This is a genomic window from Pseudomonas sp. MF6396, assembly GCF_002018915.1.
Classification (GTDB): Bacteria; Pseudomonadota; Gammaproteobacteria; order Pseudomonadales; family Pseudomonadaceae; genus Aquipseudomonas; species Aquipseudomonas palmensis.
The window spans coordinates 203,184-221,316 of record NZ_MVOK01000003.1 but is presented as its reverse complement, the minus strand read 5'-3'; the positions used below and the strand labels follow the sequence as shown (position 1 = coordinate 221,316).

Annotated in this window: 18 protein-coding genes; 7 read left to right on the top strand and 11 right to left on the bottom strand. The window is 64.1% G+C overall.

The genetic code is table 11. The annotated features are described in order from the left end of the window. Window positions 1-68 precede the first annotated feature (68 nt). A complete protein-coding gene (gene map / locus MF6396_RS04375; RefSeq protein ID WP_078479785.1) occupies window positions 69-851 on the bottom strand; it encodes a type I methionyl aminopeptidase in 783 nt (260 codons plus the stop codon). Next, the gene (locus MF6396_RS04370; protein WP_043859970.1) at window positions 848-1,051 is read right to left on the bottom strand and encodes a ParD-like family protein; all 204 of its coding nucleotides are present in this window, start codon (window positions 1,049-1,051) and stop codon (window positions 848-850) included. Before MF6396_RS04370 ends, map begins: the two co-directional genes overlap by 4 nt. A 102-nt stretch (window positions 1,052-1,153) precedes the next feature. Between MF6396_RS04370 and pcaQ the strand changes: the two genes are divergently transcribed. The 5 genes from pcaQ (at window position 1,154) to MF6396_RS04345 (ending at window position 4,526) form a co-directional block, all read left to right on the top strand. Further along, the gene (gene pcaQ / locus MF6396_RS04365) at window positions 1,154-2,086 is read left to right on the top strand and encodes a pca operon transcription factor PcaQ (RefSeq protein ID WP_043859971.1); all 933 of its coding nucleotides are present in this window, start codon (window positions 1,154-1,156) and stop codon (window positions 2,084-2,086) included. Window positions 2,087-2,274: 188 nt separating this feature from the next. Further along, a complete protein-coding gene (locus MF6396_RS04360; RefSeq protein WP_054914671.1) occupies window positions 2,275-2,997 on the top strand; it encodes an FKBP-type peptidyl-prolyl cis-trans isomerase in 723 nt (240 codons plus the stop codon). A gap of 276 nt (window positions 2,998-3,273) precedes the next feature. Next, complete coding sequence (locus tag MF6396_RS04355; protein ID WP_043859973.1) at window positions 3,274-3,714, top strand: YkvA family protein; 441 nt, start codon at window positions 3,274-3,276, stop codon at window positions 3,712-3,714. Between the two features lie 99 nt (window positions 3,715-3,813). Continuing rightward, the gene (locus MF6396_RS04350) at window positions 3,814-4,161 is read left to right on the top strand and encodes a helix-turn-helix domain-containing protein (protein ID WP_058541022.1); all 348 of its coding nucleotides are present in this window, start codon (window positions 3,814-3,816) and stop codon (window positions 4,159-4,161) included. Beyond that, window positions 4,158-4,526, top strand: a complete 369-nt coding sequence (locus tag MF6396_RS04345) for a hypothetical protein (protein WP_043859975.1) — start codon at window positions 4,158-4,160, stop codon at window positions 4,524-4,526. Before MF6396_RS04350 ends, MF6396_RS04345 begins: the two co-directional genes overlap by 4 nt. On the opposite strand, the gene MF6396_RS04340 is transcribed toward MF6396_RS04345, so the two are convergent. Further along, window positions 4,508-6,283, bottom strand: a complete 1,776-nt coding sequence (locus MF6396_RS04340) for a GGDEF domain-containing protein (protein ID WP_054914669.1) — start codon at window positions 6,281-6,283, stop codon at window positions 4,508-4,510. The two genes, MF6396_RS04345 and MF6396_RS04340, sit on opposite strands and share 19 nt — an antisense overlap. A 123-nt stretch (window positions 6,284-6,406) precedes the next feature. Beyond that, on the bottom strand, window positions 6,407-8,488 hold the full coding sequence (locus MF6396_RS04335) for a carboxy terminal-processing peptidase (protein WP_177346316.1): 2,082 nt from the start codon (window positions 8,486-8,488) through the stop codon (window positions 6,407-6,409). A gap of 139 nt (window positions 8,489-8,627) precedes the next feature. Here MF6396_RS04335 and MF6396_RS04330 point away from each other — a divergent pair, with 139 nt between their 5' ends. Continuing rightward, window positions 8,628-9,590 carry an NAD(P)H-quinone oxidoreductase gene (locus MF6396_RS04330; protein WP_043859978.1) on the top strand — a complete coding sequence of 321 codons (963 nt, stop codon included), beginning with the start codon at window positions 8,628-8,630 and terminating at the stop codon, window positions 9,588-9,590. Window positions 9,591-9,649: 59 nt separating this feature from the next. On the opposite strand, the gene MF6396_RS04325 is transcribed toward MF6396_RS04330, so the two are convergent. From MF6396_RS04325 to MF6396_RS04300, 6 genes are all read right to left on the bottom strand, one after another. Next, complete coding sequence (locus MF6396_RS04325; RefSeq protein WP_078479783.1) at window positions 9,650-10,303, bottom strand: HAD family hydrolase; 654 nt, start codon at window positions 10,301-10,303, stop codon at window positions 9,650-9,652. A 24-nt stretch (window positions 10,304-10,327) separates the two neighbouring features. Then, window positions 10,328-11,317, bottom strand: coding sequence for an ABC transporter ATP-binding protein (locus MF6396_RS04320; RefSeq protein WP_043859980.1), 990 nt, complete (start codon window positions 11,315-11,317; stop codon window positions 10,328-10,330). A gap of 1 nt (window position 11,318) precedes the next feature. Continuing rightward, window positions 11,319-12,116, bottom strand: a complete 798-nt coding sequence (locus MF6396_RS04315) for an ABC transporter permease (RefSeq protein WP_054914667.1) — start codon at window positions 12,114-12,116, stop codon at window positions 11,319-11,321. Beyond that, the gene (locus tag MF6396_RS04310; protein ID WP_177332933.1) at window positions 12,103-12,963 is read right to left on the bottom strand and encodes an ABC transporter permease; all 861 of its coding nucleotides are present in this window, start codon (window positions 12,961-12,963) and stop codon (window positions 12,103-12,105) included. Before MF6396_RS04310 ends, MF6396_RS04315 begins: the two co-directional genes overlap by 14 nt. Continuing rightward, a complete protein-coding gene (locus tag MF6396_RS04305) occupies window positions 12,942-13,748 on the bottom strand; it encodes an alkaline phosphatase family protein (RefSeq protein WP_054914666.1) in 807 nt (268 codons plus the stop codon). Before MF6396_RS04305 ends, MF6396_RS04310 begins: the two co-directional genes overlap by 22 nt. A 79-nt stretch (window positions 13,749-13,827) precedes the next feature. Further along, the gene (locus MF6396_RS04300; RefSeq protein WP_043859983.1) at window positions 13,828-14,892 is read right to left on the bottom strand and encodes an ABC transporter substrate-binding protein; all 1,065 of its coding nucleotides are present in this window, start codon (window positions 14,890-14,892) and stop codon (window positions 13,828-13,830) included. A gap of 346 nt (window positions 14,893-15,238) precedes the next feature. Between MF6396_RS04300 and MF6396_RS04295 the strand changes: the two genes are divergently transcribed. After that, on the top strand, window positions 15,239-15,952 hold the full coding sequence (locus MF6396_RS04295; RefSeq protein WP_043859984.1) for a UTRA domain-containing protein: 714 nt from the start codon (window positions 15,239-15,241) through the stop codon (window positions 15,950-15,952). Here MF6396_RS04295 and MF6396_RS04290 read toward each other — a convergent pair. After that, window positions 15,949-18,117 (bottom strand): mechanosensitive ion channel family protein, encoded by a 2,169-nt coding sequence (locus MF6396_RS04290; RefSeq protein ID WP_054914665.1) that lies wholly within the window; start codon window positions 18,115-18,117, stop codon window positions 15,949-15,951. The genes MF6396_RS04295 and MF6396_RS04290 overlap by 4 nt on opposite strands. Window positions 18,118-18,133: the final 16 nt, after the last annotated feature.

Sequence of the window (18,133 nt, the reverse complement as noted above, 5' to 3'; positions counted from 1 at the left end):
GCGCCCCACAAGCCCCCCTGAAGAACCGGAACATCAAAAGCACGATCAGCAGTGCGATGGTGAGCCAGTCACCCGACCATGCCCCGCTCTTCCTCACGCAAGGTCAACACCTCGACCCCCTGCGCCGTCACTGCCACCGTATGCTCCCACTGTGCCGACAGGCTGCGGTCCCGGGTGATCACCGTCCACCCGTCCTTGAGCGTACGCACCCCACGCCCACCCTGGTTGATCATCGGCTCGATGGTGAACACCATGCCCGGCTTGAGCACCAGCCCGCTGTTGCGGTGTCCGTAGTGCAGCACCTGCGGCGCCTCGTGCATCTGCCTGCCGATGCCGTGCCCGCAGTACTCACGCACCACGTTGTAACCCGCGCCCTCGGCAAGCCGCTGTATCGCATGCCCCACATCACCCAGCGTGGCCCCGGGCCGCACCTGGCGAATGCCCGCCCACAACGCCGCATAGGTGGTATCGACCAATTGCCGCGCCTCGTCGGCAATGGCGCCCACCGCATACATCTTCGACGAGTCGGCAATGTAACCACCCTGTTCCAGGGTGATGTCCACATTGATGATCGACCCCGCCTTCAGCACCTCGTCGGCACTTGGCACGCCGTGGCACACCACATGGTCGACGGAGGTGTTGAGCGAATACTTGAACCCGTACTGCCCCTTGCTGGCCGGACGCGCCTTGAGCACATCGACGATGTACGCCTCGGCACGGTCGTTGATCTGCAAGGTGCTGACCCCTGGCGCGACAAAGCCGTCCAGGTGCTCGAACACCCGCGTCAGCAATTGCCCGGCGGTACGCATCAAGGCCAGATGCTGCGGGTTCTTCAGGATCACCTCGCTCATGCGATCAGCTCCCTGAGGCTGGCCTGCTCCTGGCGCAGCAACTGGCGCAACAGTTCCTGGTAGGTCATGTGCGGGTTGAGCTCGGCCAGCATGCCGATGCGAATCCAGTACTCGGCCTGCGCGTTGATCGAGCGCGACACCGCGCCGCTGGCAATGCGCAGGTCTTCATGCAGCGCGTCATCGATCTTGACGATACCCATTTTAATACTCACTCTGTATACGAAACGTATATATAGCATATAGCCGGTGTGTTGTTCGAGGCCGGCGCCGCAAAGGGGCTGCGGTTGCGATAAACTCCGGCCATGAACCTCGATACCCGCATCAAGTTCCGCCACCTGCTGTGCTTTCTCGAAATCGCCCGTCAAGGCAGTTTCGCCAAGGCCGCCGACGCCGTGGCCATCAGCCAGCCGGCGATTTCCAAGACCCTCAAGGAGCTCGAAGAACTGCTGCAGACGCGATTGTTCGAGCGCGGCAAGCAGGGTGTCGAGCTGACTGCGGCCGGGGTGCGCTTCATGCGCTACGCCGGCCCGTGCGTACAGGCCCTGCGCGAAGGGGTGAGTACCCTGCGCGGCGAGGAACACGCGCCGCCGCAGGTGAAGATCGGCGTGCTCTCGACCGTCGAAAGCCTGCTCATCCCCGAAGTGATCTGCCGCCTGCACCAGCGCCACCCGGCCCTGGTGGTCAGCGTTGCCACCGGCCCCAGTGCGCACCTGCTGGCGCAGTTGCACGTGGGGGAGCTGGACCTGGTGATCGGGCGCATGACCGACAGCCCGCAGATCCAGGGCCTGCTGTTCGAGCATCTGTACAGCGAGTCGATGTCGCTGGTGGTGCGCCCCGGCCACCCGCTGCTGGCACGCAGCCCGATCGAGCGCAACCAGGTGGGCCAGTACCCGCTGGTACTGCCCCTGGCCGGCACCACCATTCGCAAGCATGCCGACAGCCTGTTCGTGCAATGCGCCATCGAACAACCGCAGCAACGTCTGGAAACGCTTTCCCCGGCACTGAGCCGGCGCTATGTGCTGGGCAGCGATGCGGTGTGGGTGGCCCCGCGTGATGCGGTGCGGGTCGACCTGCAGCGGGGCGAGCTGTGCGAGCTCGACCTGGGCGTGCGCGAACCCGGTGGCTCGGTGGGTATCTGCAGCAATGCCGCGCTGCCACAGGCCCTGCCGGCCCAGTGGTTGTGCCAGGTGCTGCGCGAAGTGGCGGGGCAGTACCGCGAAGGACACTACCCGTAGATTTCATCCAGATCCGGGGCGTTGGCTGCAATACTGGCCACTGGCTTATCGGCTGCATGAAGAAGCCTTCACCTGGCTGAACTTCTCGACCTTTTGTCGCTCTCATGCCGGTAGCCATTGGTCGTGGCCGCCTGATAAGCTCGCGGCTTTACTCGATTGCCCTTTTGGCGCATGAACAAGGAAATAGCATGAAACAGCATCGGTTGGCGGCTGCGGTTGCCCTGGTTAGCCTGGTACTGGCGGGTTGCGATTCGCAGACCAGCGTCGAGCTGAAGACCCCGGCACAGAAAGCTTCCTACGGTATCGGCCTGAACATGGGCAAGAGCCTGGCACAGGAAGGCATGGACGATCTCGACTCCAAGGCCGTGGCCCAGGGCATCGAGGACGCTGTCGGCAAGAAGGAACAGAAGATCAAGGACGAAGACCTGGTCGAAGCCTTCGCCGCGCTGCAGAAGCGTGCTGAAGAACGCCTGGTCAAGATGAGCGAAGAGTCGGCCGCCGCCGGCAAGAAGTTCCTTGAAGAAAACGGCAAGAAGGACGGCGTGGTCACCACCGCGTCGGGCCTGCAGTACCAGATCGTGAAGAAGGCCGAAGGCGCCCAGCCCAAGCCTACCGACGTGGTCACTGTTCACTACGAAGGCAAGCTGATCGACGGCAAGGTGTTCGACAGCTCCGTCGAGCGCGGCAGCCCGATCGACCTGCCGGTCAGCGGCGTGATTCCGGGTTGGGTCGAAGGCCTGCAACTGATGCACGTGGGCGAGAAGGTCAAGCTGTTCATTCCGGCTGACCTTGCCTATGGCGCACAGAGCCCTAGCCCGATGATCCCGGCCAACTCGGTACTGGTGTTCGATCTGGAACTGATCGCCATCAAGGACCCGGCCAAGGCAGCAGAAGACGCTGCTGAGAAGTAAGCGTCCCGCTGTGTGCACAACGCCCCGTCTCGACGGGGCGTTGTCGTTTATGGATCGGGCTGAACCGTGGGAGCGATCTGACGTCACACCTTGGTGGCGTGCGCAACTGTGACGGCTTTCGCAAAGTGACCGCGTAATGAAACAGGTGTGTAAAAAACGCCCGATTTGACCCAGGCCCTTGCCTGACGGGCACGTCGAGCCTGAAAATGGCCTCTGTTCACAAGGTTATCCACAAATACTGTGGATAACCTTCCCGGCCCTGCCGTTGGAGGTGGTATGAAAGCACCCTGGAATTTTGCCCGTTTTCTGCCGCTGGCCGAGCGCCTGTTGAGCCGGGGGCGCCTGCCAGCGCTGATCTTCGCCGTGGCGCGCAAGGGCCCGAGCCTGGGCAAGCTCAAGGATGACGTACGCCTGCTGCAGGCGCTGTGCGTGGCGTGGTGGCGTGGCGAGTATCGTGCCATCAGCTCAAGGGCGCTACTGACCATCGTCGCCGGCCTGCTGTACTTTGTCAGCCCGCTGGACGCGATCCCGGACTGGCTGCCCGGCATCGGCCTGCTCGACGATCTCGCCGTACTGGCCTGGGTGCTGAAGACGTTCGACAGCGAGCTGGCGGCTTTTCGCGCCTGGCGCAATCGTCAGTCTCCCGAGAAACTGCGCGTGGTCGAGCGCCTCCCCGACACCCCCGAAGCGTTGCGGCTGGAGCAGGGAAAGCGCTAAATCCGGTTACACCCTGCAATACTGCGCCGGCTGGTACTATATTTGGCATAAGCGCTATACCGAGCGATTACATGCGCAGGTTCTTACAAGGGGGTTGTAATGGGTATTCAGGTTATCAGCCGAGACGGTCAACCCGAGTACGCGGTCGTGCCCTGGGAGCACTATCAAGCGTTGTTGAAGGCGGCAGGTCAACCGGCCGCCACGGCGCAGCCGGCAGGCGTCAACGCAAGCGCCGCTGCACCCACGCCGGCCAGCCTGCCCGCGTTGGGCGAGCTGGCCGCGTTGCGTGAGGCCAAGGGCCTGGCTGCCGAGCAGCTGGCGCGCAAGGTGGGCATCAGTCCGGTGTACCTGGCGCTGATTGAAAGCGGTGAGCGCGAGCCGGATGCCGCGATCCGCCGCAGCCTGGCCTGGGAGCTGGGCGTGGCAGGCTGGAGCGAGCCGTCGTGAGCGGCGTGCGGATCAGCCGTCAGCAATGGGAGGGGCTGCTGGGCGAGCTGGACGTGGCACGCCGGCAACGCCACCTGCTGACCTACCGCGCCTTGCTCGAACGCCTGGAGCTGCCAAGCCCGGCGATGCAGACCCTGACCGCCGCGCTTGAGTACCTGGCGGTGATCGATGCACGCGCCGAGCAGCCACTGCGCAGCTCGTTGGTGATCAGCCAGGGGGCCAGCCGATTGCCACGTACCGGCTTTTTCGAATGCGTCGAGCGCCTGGGGCGGTTTTCCGGGCCATCGGACGGCATGGCCGCAGCATCCTGGCATGCCTCGGAAGTGGTACGGGTGTTCGAGTACAGCTATCCCGAACAGGCCTGAGGCGCCAGCGCCGTATCGATCAGGTACAGGCTGTGCCCGGGCACATCCTTGGCATGGTGCTTGGCCTGGGAGGCGAGGTCGGCCAGTTGGCCGGCATCCAGTTGCGCGCAGGTATGCGCATGCAGTTGCACCACACCGATCGAGAGTGACAGCAACGGGAATTCCTGGCGCTGGCCCAGGCGGTTGTGCGCGATGAAGCACCCGGCCTCCAGGTGCTCGGTGCGGTAGAAGCGCCGACAGGCATTCTGAAAGTCGTCCAGCAGCACGTTCAGGCGCTGCTCCCAATCCTTCGAACCCAGTACCAGCATGAAGTCGTCGCCACCGATATGGCCGACGAAGTCCCGGCTGGGGTCGACCCGTTCGCTCAGGCACTGGGCCAGGCTCAACAGCACTTCGTCGCCCTTGGCATAGCCATAGATGTCGTTGAAGGGCTTGAAGCTGTCGATGTCCACATAACAGATCGCCGCCTCGCGCTGTTGCTGCAGCAAGCGGGTCAGGCATTGCTGGATCGGCACGTTGCCCGGCAACAGAGTCAGCGGGTTGGCATAGCGGGCCTGCTGCAGCTTCTGTTCGGTGATCAGCTTGAGCACGTCGATCACCCGCCCCAGGCCCAGGTAGCGACCGTTCTGGGTAATGATGAAGTCTTCCTCGATGCGCTGGCGCGCGCGGCTGGTCAGCAGGCGGCTGACCTTCTGCAGCGACTGGTTGAGCTCCACCGCCAGAAAGTCCTCGTTCATCAGCCGGCTGATCGGCTTGCGCGCATACAGGTCGGTGGCGAACGGCTTGAGCAGCGCGTCGGACAGCGAATGGCGGTGCACGATGCCGCAGGGGCGCTGTGCATGGTCGAGAACAGCCAGCGAGTTGAGGTTGGCCTGGCGGCGAAACAGCGCCAGTACCTCCAGGGTCGCCGTATCACCGCTCACGGCCGGTTGCTCGTTGAGCAGCGCGCTCAGATCGCGGCCGTCCTCACCCAGCACCACCGCGCCACTGTGCGTCGCTGACGGCAGCATGGCGGTAGCGTCGCGGGGCGGTTGCTCCTGCGGCCGGCACAGCAGGTAGCCCTGTACCAGGTCGACCCCCATCTCGGTGAGCACCGCCAGCTCCTCGGCCAGCTCGATGCCCTCGGCAATCACCTTGGCCCGCGACGCCTTGGCGATCTGCAGGATCGAGCCGACGAACTCGCGCTTGACCGCATCCTGGTGAATGCCGTCGATGAAATGCCGGTCGATCTTGACGTAGTCCGGGCGCAGTTCCGACCACAGGCGCAGGCTGGAATAGCCGGCGCCCAGGTCGTCCAGGGCAATCGAAAAGCCCATGTCGCGGTAGTGGTGCAGGGCGTTGAACAGCAGCTGGAAGTCGTCGGTGGGGGTTTGTTCGGTCAACTCGATGACCACCCGGCTGGGTGGGATGCCAAGGCTCTGCAGCAGCTTGAGCGTGCGCCCGGACTGGTATTGCGGCTCGAGCAACGACTCGGGCGACACGTTGAGGAACAGCTTGCCTTCCAGTTGCTGCTGGCTGAAACGCCGGCACGCGCTTTCGCGGCAGGCCACCTCCAGTTCGGTCAGGCGGCCGGCATGGCGGGCCACGGCGAACAGGTTGATGGGGGAGTGCAGCGGGCTGTTGGACGGGCCGCGGCTGAGGGCTTCATAACCGAGGATGCGTCGCTCGGACAGGCAGACGATGGGTTGGAACAGGCTGTGCAAGCCGCTTTGAGCCAGGATGGAGCTCAACGCGCTGAGCTGTTCGGTCACGGTCATGGCAGGGCTACCTTGAAAAAAAGGGACTGGGGCCATCGGCGCCCAGTCCCTTATTTCACGACAGAATGATGACTGTTTGATGACCCGAAAAGGGCACCGTCACATTATTTTGCCATTATCGTTTCAGTGCTTGGCCACCGAGGAATTCAGCCCCAGGTAGTCCAGCAGGATGCGCCCGGTTTCGGCGAGGTACGCGTCATCTTCCGGCTTGGTGTCATCCGGCTCGACCGGCAGGGCGTCTTCGTCTTCCTTCTTCAGTTCCTTGAGCGGCTCTTCGCCCTTGGCCTTGCGCCGGATGTTTTCCAGCGCCAGCTGCTTGCCTTCGATGTCGGCATGGCGAGCGCGGCGTTCCACCTCGTTGAGGCTGACGGTCTTCTCGTTCATCAACTGCTGGGTCAGGGCCAGGCGATCGCGAATGTAGACGAACTCCGGGTCCTTGGCGCTGCGGTTTTCGTGGCGTGCCTTGAGTTGCGCAAGGAACGGCTTGAACGGGTCGACGGCCGGCTTGATGGCCGGGCGGATGGTGTCCCACGGCATGGCTTCAGGCAGGGCGCTCTCGCCGATCTCCTTGGTGTCGATGATCGACGGGTAGTCGATGTCCGGCAACACGCCCTGGTGCTGGGTGCTCTGCCCGGAAACCCGGTAGAACTTGGCCAGGGTCAGCTTGAGCTCGCCGTGGTTGAGCGGCTGGATGGTCTGCACGGTGCCTTTGCCGAAGGTCTGGCCACCGATGATCAGGGCACGGTGGTAGTCCTGCATGGCGCCGGCGAAAATCTCCGAGGCCGAGGCCGACAGGCGATTGACCAGCAGCGCCAGCGGGCCCTTGTAGAAGGCACCGGTGTTTTCGTCTTCGAGCACGTCGACACGGCCGTCGGCGTTGCGTACCAGCACGGTGGGGCCCTTGTCGATGAACAGGCTGGTCAGCTCGGTGGCTTCCTGCAGGGAGCCGCCGCCGTTGTTGCGCAGGTCGATGACCACGCCGTCGACCTTTTCCTTCTGCAGTTCGGTGAGCAGTTTCTTCACGTCACGGGTGGTGGACTTGTACTCCGGATCCCCGGCGCGGAACGCCTTGAAGTCGAGGTAGAAGGCCGGGATCTCGATGATGCCCAGCTTGTAGTCGCGTCCGTCCTGCTTGAGCTTGAGCACCGACTTCTTGGCGGCCTGTTCTTCGAGCTTGACCGCTTCGCGGGTGATCGAGACGATCTTGCTGGTCTGGTCGTTAGGCGCGTTGCTGGCCGGGATGACCTCCAGGCGCACCACGGAGCCCTTCGGGCCGCGGATCAGCTTGACCACTTCGTCCAGGCGCCAGCCGATCACGTCGACCATTTCCTTGTCGCCCTGGGCAACGCCGATGATCTTGTCGGCCGGGGCCACCTGCTTGGTCTTGGCGGCAGGGCCAGCCGGCACCAGGCGCACGATCTTGACCTGGTCGTTGTCGCTTTGCAGCACCGCGCCGATACCTTCGAGCGACAGGCTCATGTTGATGTCGAAGTTCTCGGCGTTGTCGGGCGACAGGTAGTTGGTGTGCGGGTCGTACGACTGGGCGAAGGTGTTGATGTAGGCCTGGAAGATATCTTCGGCGCGGGTCTGGTCCAGGCGCGCGAGCTGGTTCTTGTAGCGCTTGGTCAGCAGTTCCTGGATGGCCTTGGGTTCCTTGCCGGCGATCTTCAGGCGCAGCACCTCGTCCTTGACGCGTTTGCGCCACAGGTCGTCGAGCTCGGCCTGGTTCTGCAGCCACGGAGCGTCCTTGCGGTCGACCAGCAGGGTTTCCTGGGTGGTGAAGTCGATCTTGTTGACGCCCTTGTTCAGCTCGGCCAGGGCGAAGTCCAGGCGCGATTTCACGCGATCCAGATAACGTTTGTAGATGGTGAAGCCCGGATCCAGGTTGCCGCTCTTGAGGAAGTCGTCGAACTGCGTCTTCCACTTGTCGAACTCGGCAATATCGCTGGCCATGAAGTAACTGCGCGAGGGATCGAGCAGTTTGATGTAACTGTCGTAGATGATGACCGAGCGCGCATCATTGAGTGGCGGCTTGCTGTAGTGGTGGCGCTTGAGCAACTCGACCACGTTCAGGCTGGCGACCACTTCATCGCGGTCTGGTTGCAACTTGTCCCAACTGTTGGCGGCCGAAGCGGCGCCGGCCAGCGGCAAGCTGCCAAGGCCGATCATCAGGGCGAGGGCAGTGCTGGGCAGGAGATGCTTCATGCTGATTCGACGTAGGGGCAATTGATCACGCATATTAGGCCGTCTTTGAATTCGCCGGTTCCATGGAGCCGGACGCATAATGCAAAAAGCCTGGTGCCAAGGCAGCCAGGCTCAGTCATGACTCAACTATGGAGGCACTGTGAAGGCATTGCAAGGCGTTGACGGACATGTGGAGTGGGTTGAGACGACAAGTCCAACTTGCGATGTAGGTCAAGTACGCATCCGCGTGGCAGCGGCCGGGCTCAATCGCGCCGACCTGTTGCAGCGTGCCGGATTGTACCCGCCGCCACCGGGCGCCAGTGAGTTCCTGGGCCTGGAATGTGCCGGGGTGATCAGCGAAGTGGGAGCCGGGGTGTCCTGGCAGGTGGGCGACCGGGTATGCGCACTGCTGGCCGGTGGCGGCATGGCCGAAGAGGTGGTGGTCGACGCGCGCCACGTGCTGCCGGTGCCCGAGGGCCTGAGCCTGCAGCAGGCGGCTGCGATCCCGGAGGTATACGCCACGGCCTGGCTCAACCTGTTCCAGCTGGGCGGCCTCAAGCCGGGCGAGAAGGTGTTGTTGCATGCCGGCGCCAGCGGCGTGGGGTCGGCGGCCATCCAGCTGTGCAAGGCGTTCGGCAGCCCCAGCTGGGTCAGCGTGGGCTCGGCCGAGCGGCTGGCCTATTGTCAGGCGCTGGGCGCCAGCGGTGGCGTGGTGCGCGGTGACGATATAGAGGCGCTGAACGACTTCGCCCCGTTCGATGTGATCCTGGACCCGGTGGGGGCCAACTATGCGGCGCTCAACCTCAAGCTGCTGGCCCGTGACGGGCGCTGGGTGATCATCGGCCTGATGGGTGGGCGCAAGGCCGAGCTGGACCTGGCCCAGGTACTGGCCAAGCGGGTGCAGGTGACCGGCTCGACCCTGCGCAATCGCGATGACCAGTTCAAGGCCGACCTGCTCAGTGACCTGGGCCAACAGGTGTGGCCGCTGTTCGCCGAAGGGCGCTTGAAGCCGCAACTGGTAGGCAGCTATGCGGTGAAGGATGCCGAGGCGGCGTATGCCGAACTGGCGGGCAACCAGGTATCGGGCAAGTTGGTGCTGGTGATCGACGATAGCCTGGTATAGGGCCCTGTTCGCCGGCAAGGCCGACTCCTGCAGGAGCCGACCTTGCCGGCGAACTTTTTTCAGGCCCAGGCCAGAATCGGCCAGCCATTCTTCTCGGCATGCTCGCGCAGCACCGGGTCCGGGTTGACCACATACGGGTGGTCAACCTTCAGCAGCAACGGCAGGTCATTGCGCGAATCGGAATAGAAGCTTGCGCCTTCCAGGTTCTCTTCCTGCTGGTCCAGCCACTCCAGCAAGCGGGTGATCTTGCCTTCGCGGTAGGTCAGGGTGCCCACGGTCTTGCCGGTGTAGAACCCTTTTTCCACTTCCAGCTCGATGCCCAGGTACTCGTCGATCCCCAGGCGCGAGGCAATCGGTCCCACCAGATGCACACCCGAGGCCGAGATCACCAGAATTCGATCCCCCGCCTTGCGGTGCTCGGCAATGGTGCGGGTGGCCTCACTGAAGATGATCGGCTCGATGAAGTCTTCCACCCACGGCTCGACCAGATGATCGACTTCCTCTGGTGTGCGCCCGATCAGCGGCTCCAGGCTGAACGCCATGTAGTCTTCCATCGCCAGGTGCCCCTTGCCGTAGGCCTCCATCAGCTCACGGTCCCTGCGCAGGAACGACTCACCGTCCACCCAGCCCAGGCGCACCATCTGCTCGCTCCACAGCGAGGCGCAGTCGCCGTGGATCAGGGTTTCATCCAGATCGAAAATCGCTAAAGCCATAACAACAAAACTCCTGTTCGGCCCTCAGGCAACTTCGCAGAGGGCGGTGGGATCGATGGACAAGGATACCCGCTCGCCGTCCGCATGCAGATCGGCGGCTGAACGATTGAGCACATCCACCACCAGTTCCACACCACGCGCTTCGATGCGGTAGCGGATCACGTTGCCCAGCAGGCTGTGACTGCGCACCAGGCCTTCGCGTTCGCCTTCCAGGCTCAGCGCGATGGCTTCGGGGCGGATTGCCAGGCGGCTGTTCACCGTACGTTGCAGCAGGCGGCTGGCACTCTGGGCATCGAGCAGGTTGTAGTTGCCGATGAAGCCGGCCGCGAAGGCATCCACGGGCGCGGTGTACAGCGATTCGGCATCGCCGCTCTGCACGATGCGGCCCTGGTTCATCAGGAAGATGCGGTCGGACATGGTCAGCGCCTCTTCCTGGTCATGGGTGACGAAGATGGTGGTCAGGCCCAGCTCGCGCTGGATCTGGCGGATCTGTTCGCGCAGGTGCTTGCGGATGCGTGCATCCAGCGCCGACAGCGGCTCGTCCAGCAGCAACAGGCGCGGGCGGGTCACCAGCGAGCGGGCCAGGGCCACGCGCTGGCACTGGCCGCCGGAGAGCTGGTGCGGGTAGCGGCTGGCAAAGTCCTGCAACTCGACCATGCGCAGCGCCTCGAGTACCCGTGGGCGGCTGTCTTGGCCCTTGATCTTCTGCATGCGCAGGCCGAAGGCGACGTTCTGTTCCACGCTCATGTTGGGGAACAGCGCGTAGCTCTGGAACACCATGCCGATGCCGCGCTTTTGCGGGCTCTGCGGTACCAGGTCCTGCCCGTCGAGCAGGATCCTGCCGCTGTCTACAGCGGTCAGGCCGGCGATGCAGCGCAGCAGGGTGGACTTGCCGCAGCCGGAGGGGCCGAGCAGGGTGACGAACTCACCGCGGCCGATCTCGCAGTTGATGTCGTTGAACACCGCGCTGGCGCCGTAGCTTTTTTGCAGGTTCTGGATGCTGACGAAGCTCATTTCAGGTCTTGTCCTTGTTCAGGCGGTTGGCTGCCCAGGTCAGCACCAGCACGAAGAGGAAGTAGGAAATCACCAGCGCGCTGTTGAAGTGCCCGCTGCTGTTGCGCATGTTGTTCAGGTACACCTGCAGCGTCTCGTAGCGGGTGCCCACCAGCAGGTTGGCAAACACGAACTCGCCGAACAGGAACGAGAACGACAGCAGCAGCGCCACCATCAGGCCCTTGCGCAGGTTGGGCAGCACCACCAGAAACGCGGCCTGCCAGGTGTTGGCCCCCAGCAACTGGGCGGCATCCATCAGGTCGCGCAGGTTGATCGCCTGCAGGTTGTTGGTGATGGCGCGGTACATGAAGGGCAGGGCCACGGTGAAATAGCAGCCGATCAAAATCCACGGCGTGCCGACCATCGCCATCGGCCCCGAGCCATACAGCTGCAGCAGCCCCACCGACGACACTACCGGCGGCACCGCGAAGGGCAGCAGGATGAGGATGTTCATCAGTGCGTCGAGCCTGGGGAAGTGGTAGTGCACCACGAACAGCAGCGGCAGGATCAGCAGCACCGACAGTACCAGCGCGCCCACGCACACCAGCAGCGACTGGCCGAAGGCGGCCAGAAAACGCGGCTCGCTCCACAGCGCAAGGTACCACTTGAAGGTCAGCCCGCTGGGCAGCAGGCTGGCCGACCAGCTGGTGGACAACGAATAGAGCAGGGTGCCGGCCAGCGGCAGCAGCAGGATCACGAACAGTACGTACACCACCACGCGGTGGTAGAGCCCGGCCGGGCCCGATTCAGCGCGAGACATGGTAGCTCCTCTTCAACAGCCACTGGTGCACCAGCGTGACCAGGGTCATCAGCCCCACCAGGATCATCGCCAGCGCGCTGGCCAGGTTCGGGTCCAACGAGATGTCGCCGGACACCAGCGCGGCGATGCGGATCGGCAGCACGTTGAAGTTGCCGGTGGTCAGTGCGTACACCGTGGCGTAGGCGCCCAGTGCGTTGGCCAGCAGGATCACGAAGGTGCCCAGCAGCGCCGGGGTCAGCACCGGCAGGCCGATCAGGCGCCAGTAGTCCCAGGCGCTGGCGCCCAGCAGGGCGGCCGATTCGCGCCAGTCTTCGCGCAGGGCGTCGAACGCCGGGTACAGCAGCAGTACGCCCAGCGGGATCTGGAAGTAGGTGTAGAGGATGATCAGCCCGGTCTTGGAGTAGAGGTTGAAGTCCTCGATGATCCCGGCCTGCTTGAGCAGCAGGGTCAGCGCGCCGTTGAAGCCAAGCAGGATGATGAAGGCGAAGGCCAGCGGCACGCCGGAGAAGTTGCTGGTCATGTTGGCGAAGGCGTTGACGAAGTCGCGCAGGCGCGAGTCCACCTTGCGCAGCGAATAGCTGCCCAGGATGGCGATCAGGATGCCGAACAGACTCGACCAGAAGCTGATCTCCAGGCTGTGCTGGATGGCCTGGCGGTAGAACTTCGAGCCCAGCACCTTGCTGAAATTGTCCAGGCCCCAACCACTTTCGGCCTGCAGGCTGTGCACGGCCACCCAGGTCAGCGGGGCGATCTGGAAGATGATGAAAAATACCGCGAAGGGCAGCAGGCACAACAGCGCCAGCCATTTGCCACGGGTGATCGAGTTCACGAGAGCAGCTCCCGGCATACCGGCTTGTCGTGGGGGATGCCGAGCAGTTCGCATACGGTGCCGCACAGTTCGGTCTGCAGGGGCTTGGCGGCCGGGTCGAGGCTGAACCGGTCGCCGAACACGAACAGCGGCACTTCGCGCTCCTCGGGCAACACGCCGTTGTGCGAGCGGTCGTTGTTCATGCCGTGGTCGGCGGTGATCAGCACCTGGTAGCCGTCCTGCAGCCAGGTGCTGAGGTAGTCGGCCAGCAGGATATCGGCGCTGCGTGCGCTGTTGCGGTACTGGCTGCTGTCCAGGCCATGCTTGTGCCCGGCATCGTCGATGTTCATCGGATGCACCAGCAGGAAGTTCGGTGCGTGCTTGCGCCGCAGGTACTCGGCGTCGGCGAACAGGTGCGAGTCGGGGTAGTGGTCGGCGTAGTAGAACAGGCCATGCTGGATCGGCAGTTTCGGCGCATGGGTGTGGCGGTCACGCAGCGGTTCGAAAGGGGAGCGGTTGTACAGCTCGCTGACCCAGTGGTAGGCCGCGGCGGCGGTGCTCAGCCCGGCGTCGCGGGCGTAGTGGAAAATGCTGCGTTGGGTGGACAGGCGCGTGACGTTGTTGTGCACGATGCCGCTGTCAATCGGTGGCACACCGGTGAGGATGCATTCGTAGAGTGGTCGCGACAGTGCCGGCAGTTCGCATTCCAGGCGGTACAGGGCGGCGCGGTCTGCTTCTACATAGGCATGCAGGTGGCCCATGGCGTGGTGGGCCACCTGGTGGTTGAGGCCGTCGAGGATGACGAGGATGACGTTGTGGTTCATGGGTGGCTCCGGTGACAGCGATGACCACATCGCGGGTCAGGCCCGCTCCTTGTGGGAGCGGGCCTGACCCGCGATGGTTTCACTCCATCTCGATGATGACCTGCTCCTGCCACTTCTGCGGCAGGGCCTTGGAGGTGGCTTCCCATGCCGCTGCATCCTTGATCGGCTGCGCCGGCGCGTACTGCTCGTTGGGCAGCAGCTTGGCCTGCACGTCCGCCGGCAGCTTCAGGTGCTCGGCACGAATCGGCCGCGCATGGCCGATGGCCAGGTTGGTCTGCCCGGCATCGCTGAAGATGTATTCACGGGTCAGCTTGGCGGCGTTCGGGTGCTTGGCGTACTTGTTGATGATGGTGGTGTAGCCGGACATCACCGAGCCGTCGGACGGAATCAGTACCTCGAAGCGTTTCGGGTCGATCTGCTCGCGGTAGCTCAGGCCGTTGAAGTCCCACACCACGCCGACCTCGATCTCGCCCTTCTCAAGGGTCTGGATGGTCGGGTTGGCCAGCGACAGGCGCTTCTGCTGGGCCAGCTTGGTGAACAGTTGCAGGCCCGGCTCGATGTTGGACTCGTCGCCCTTGTAGGCAATGGCTGCAGCCAGTACGCCGTTGGCCGCCTGGGCAGCGGTGCCGACGTCACCGATGGCGACCTTGTACTTGCCCTTTTCCAGGTCGTGCCAGGTCTTGGGAATGTCTTCTTCCTTGACCAGCTGCTTGTTGATGATGAAGGCGATGGTGCCGGTATAGGCCAGTGCCCAGTGTCCGTCCTGGTCCTTGGCCCAGGTCGGTATCTGCTCCCAGGTGCTGGGCTTGTACGGCTGGGTCACGCCCTTGGCCAGCGCAATGGGGCCGAAGGCGGCGCCGACGTCGCCGATATCGGCGCTGGCGTTGTCTTTCTCGGCATCGAACTTGGCCACTTCCTGGGCCGAGCTCATGTCGGTGTCCATGTGCTTGAGGCCGTACTTGCTCGCCAGGTCCGCCCAGGTGCCCTTCCAGTTGGCCCAGGCATCGGGCATGCCGACGCTGTTGACGACGCCTTCCTTGCGGGCGGCGTCCTCGAGGGCCTTGAGGTCGGTGTCCGCGGCCATGGCCGAGGTGCACAGGGCAATACTGGTGCCTAACAGTGAGGCCAGAAAAAGCTGTTTCATCCGAAGCTCCTTGATGGGTGCCGTGCAAAACGCTGAGAGGGTTTCGATTCGGTTGGTCTAGGTCAGCAATACCCGAGCCAAGGTAGGCCGGTTGCATGACAGTTTGATGTCGAAGACGCCGCGCCAGGTGTGTGCAGCGGCCCTGAAAATAGAGCGTAGACCAGTTTCAAGTGCTTGATCCGCAACGCCTTGACCGCGCTCGACCGGGCCTGTGCGTGACCGTCCGGCGCGCTGTCATGTGCCGTTCATGTGGATTGCCTAGGCTTTGGTTACTCCGCCCGGCCATCTTCGCTGCGCCGTTCTGGCACACGCACCAGGCTGGACTAGTCCAGATAGGTAACCCTTGATGCATCGACTGCCCACGCGTGCAGTAACAGCCATATGCAATGCCCTGCAAGAGCAGATCGAGCATGGCCTGCTGGCGCCCGGCTGCAAGTTGCCGGCCGAACGCAAGCTCAGCGAGGTGTTCGATACCACGCGCATCACCCTGCGCGAGGCGCTGGTGCAACTGGAGGCCTGCGGGCTGATCTACCGCGAGGAACGCCGTGGCTGGTTCGTGGCGCCCCAGCGCCTGAGCTATGACCTGATCGAGCGCAGCCACTTCCACGCCATGGTGCGCGACCAGGGCCGACAGCCGGCTACCGAACTGTTGTCGGCCCGCCTGCAGCCGGCGCCGGCGGCGATCTGTGCGCGCCTGCAATTGCCGGCGCTGTCCAGCGTGATCCAGATCTGCCGCCTGCGGCGTATCGATGGGCGCGCGGTGCTCTATGCCGAGCATTACCTCAACCCCGAGTACTTTGCCGGGATTCTGGATTTCGACCTGAGCCAGTCGCTGACCGAGCTGTACGCGCTGCACTACGGCATCGCCTATGGCCGGGTGCGTTTCGAGACGCTGCCCACCGCGTTGCCGGTAGCGGCGGCGATGGCGCTGAAGGTGTCGGCCGGCAGTGCCGGCCTGCATATCACCCGGGTCAACAGCGACCAGCACGGGCGGCTGATCGACTGCGACCTGGAGTACTGGCGCCACGATGCGATTCGCATCGTGGCCGAGGCGGGCTAGGCGTTGCTGTCGGCGGGGGCGGTGTCCTGCGCGGGGCCACCGCCGGCGGTCACCACCTGCACCGAAAGACGCGGGGTAGCCAGGTCCAGCCCGGCTTCGTCGAGCTGGCGCTTGAGCGCCAGGTTGAATGCCCGCGACACCTCCCATTGCTTGATCGGCGCGGTCTTGAAGCGCGCGCGCAGCACCGCCGAGCCGGACTCGAAGCTCTCCACCCCCTGGAACTCCAGCGGCGACCAGATATTGCGCCGTTGCAGCGGATCGCTGCGCATCTTCTGGCCCACGTCGCGAACCAGGCCGATGGCCTTGTCGATGCTCATGTTGTAGGGGATGGCGATGCGGAAGATCGCGTAGCCGAATTCGCGCGAGTAGTTCTTGATGCTCTTGATCTCGCTGAACGGGATGGTGTGCACGATGCCGTCGATGTCGCGCAGGCGCACGGTACGGATGGTCAGGCCTTCGACGGTCCCCAGGTGGCCGCCTACATCCACATAATCATCGATGGCCAGGGAGTCCTCGATGATGATGAACAGGCCGGTGATCAGGTCGGCTACCAGCGATTGCGCACCAAAGCCGATGGCCAGGCCGATCACACCGGCACCGGCCAGCAGCGGCGTGACGTTCATGCCCATGTTGGCCAGGGCCACGATCACCGCGATGATGAAGATGGCCACGAACAGCACGTTGCGGATCAGCGGCATCATGGTTTGCGCACGGGCATTGGCCAGGCCCTTGCGCGAGCGGGTCAGTGCGTGGTGCACGGCGGTGTCGCTGAGGATCCACACCAGCCAGGCGGCGATCAGCGTACCGGCCAGGCCGAACACGCGCACCGCCACCTCGTGGCCTTCGCCCTCGGTGAAACCGATCAGCGAGAAGCCCCATACCCGCAGGCCCAGCTCGATGAACACCAGCCAGATGAGCAGGTGCACCAGGGTGTAGCCAAAGCTCTTGAGGCGTTCGGCGTAGACCGCCTGGCGCCGGTTGGCCCGCTGCGGCTTGAGCGCATGGCGGCGCACCAGGCCATTGACCACCATGCACATCACCACCAGCACCGTGCACATCAGCGACTGGCGCAGGGCCGTGCTGGTGTCGCCGGCGGACACGAACGTGGCGAACAGCGAAATGCCCACCAGCACCAGGGCCGGCAGGTACCAGAAGGTGCCGAGGATCTCGATGGTGTCGCTCAGGGCGCGGCGCGTCAGGCGCCGAGACAGCGGCTGGTTGCGAATGAGGTGCGCGATGGGGCGGCGAAAGCGCAGGATGAACAGCCCGGTGGACAGCGCCGCCAGAATGTTGGCCAGGGTCGCCAGGGTGTGCGCCAGGTGGTCGCCCAGGGCGGCGGCCATGCGTGGGTCGTTCATCGCCTCGCCGAAGGCGGCAAAGCTGCCGATCAGCCACAGCGGACGGAACGCGCGGTGGCGCAGGATGTACAGGGCGCGGTGGCGGTGCGGGCCATCGAGCAGCGAGAAGGCGATCACGCAGATGGCCGAGAAGCAGGTGCCGACCACCAGGGCGTAGGCCAGTACCATGGCCATCGACTTGCCCAGCGACGAGGGCAGGGCAAAGCTCAGGTACACGGTGATGATCAGCGCCACCAGCCAAGGCCCGAGCTTGCGCAGGGCGAAGCGCACCAGGTCCCAGGTGCGCGGGTGTTGCGGCAGCTCTTCGGTGAGGCCGAAGCGCAGGCGCACCTGGTGGCTGACCCAGTTCAGCGCGTAGGCCAGCAGGCTCCAGAGCGCGATGATGGCGGCGAAACCGAACAGGATCGTCGGCCATTCATGCACCGGCACCACCCGCGCACTGAGCTCGATCTGGGCCAGTTCCAGTTCGCGGCTCCAGCGGTTGAACGGGCTGGCCTCGCCGCTGAACTGCTTTTCCAGTTCGTTGAAGGTGGTGCCGATCAGGCCCAGCACACCTTGCTCGGCACTGGGCTGGGCTTGCCTGGTGGCGTCGCGCAGCTTCTTCAGGTCGGCCAGCAGCTTGCTGCGTTGCTGGTCGTTCTCGAGGTTCTTGATGACATCGTCGAGCGATTGCGCGAGGGGTTCAGTCGCCTCGGGCTGGGGTTTGCTCGAACCGCCAAGCAGGCCCGGAAGGCCGGCCGCGTGTGCGTGGCCCAGGGGCAGGAACAGAATCAGCAGCAGGGACAGGAAACGCAGGAAGGCAGGCACCGGACGATCAACCTCG

Excerpts from the sequence above, each read along its gene's own strand:
- map (WP_078479785.1), bottom strand. The coding sequence starts at position 851 with ATGAGCGAGGTGATCCTGAAGAACCCGCAGCATCTGGCCTTGATGCGT.
- MF6396_RS04370 (WP_043859970.1), bottom strand. The coding sequence starts at position 1,051 with ATGGGTATCGTCAAGATCGATGACGCGCTGCATGAAGACCTGCGCATT.
- pcaQ (WP_043859971.1), top strand. The coding sequence starts at position 1,154 with ATGAACCTCGATACCCGCATCAAGTTCCGCCACCTGCTGTGCTTTCTC.
- MF6396_RS04360 (WP_054914671.1), top strand. The coding sequence starts at position 2,275 with ATGAAACAGCATCGGTTGGCGGCTGCGGTTGCCCTGGTTAGCCTGGTA.
- MF6396_RS04355 (WP_043859973.1), top strand. The coding sequence starts at position 3,274 with ATGAAAGCACCCTGGAATTTTGCCCGTTTTCTGCCGCTGGCCGAGCGC.
- MF6396_RS04350 (WP_058541022.1), top strand. The coding sequence starts at position 3,814 with ATGGGTATTCAGGTTATCAGCCGAGACGGTCAACCCGAGTACGCGGTC.
- MF6396_RS04340 (WP_054914669.1), bottom strand. The coding sequence starts at position 6,283 with ATGACCGTGACCGAACAGCTCAGCGCGTTGAGCTCCATCCTGGCTCAA.
- MF6396_RS04335 (WP_177346316.1), bottom strand. The coding sequence starts at position 8,488 with ATGAAGCATCTCCTGCCCAGCACTGCCCTCGCCCTGATGATCGGCCTT.
- MF6396_RS04325 (WP_078479783.1), bottom strand. The coding sequence starts at position 10,303 with ATGGCTTTAGCGATTTTCGATCTGGATGAAACCCTGATCCACGGCGAC.
- MF6396_RS04320 (WP_043859980.1), bottom strand. The coding sequence starts at position 11,317 with ATGAGCTTCGTCAGCATCCAGAACCTGCAAAAAAGCTACGGCGCCAGC.
- MF6396_RS04315 (WP_054914667.1), bottom strand. The coding sequence starts at position 12,116 with ATGTCTCGCGCTGAATCGGGCCCGGCCGGGCTCTACCACCGCGTGGTG.
- MF6396_RS04310 (WP_177332933.1), bottom strand. The coding sequence starts at position 12,963 with ATGCCGGGAGCTGCTCTCGTGAACTCGATCACCCGTGGCAAATGGCTG.
- MF6396_RS04305 (WP_054914666.1), bottom strand. The coding sequence starts at position 13,748 with ATGAACCACAACGTCATCCTCGTCATCCTCGACGGCCTCAACCACCAG.
- MF6396_RS04300 (WP_043859983.1), bottom strand. The coding sequence starts at position 14,892 with ATGAAACAGCTTTTTCTGGCCTCACTGTTAGGCACCAGTATTGCCCTG.
- MF6396_RS04295 (WP_043859984.1), top strand. The coding sequence starts at position 15,239 with ATGCATCGACTGCCCACGCGTGCAGTAACAGCCATATGCAATGCCCTG.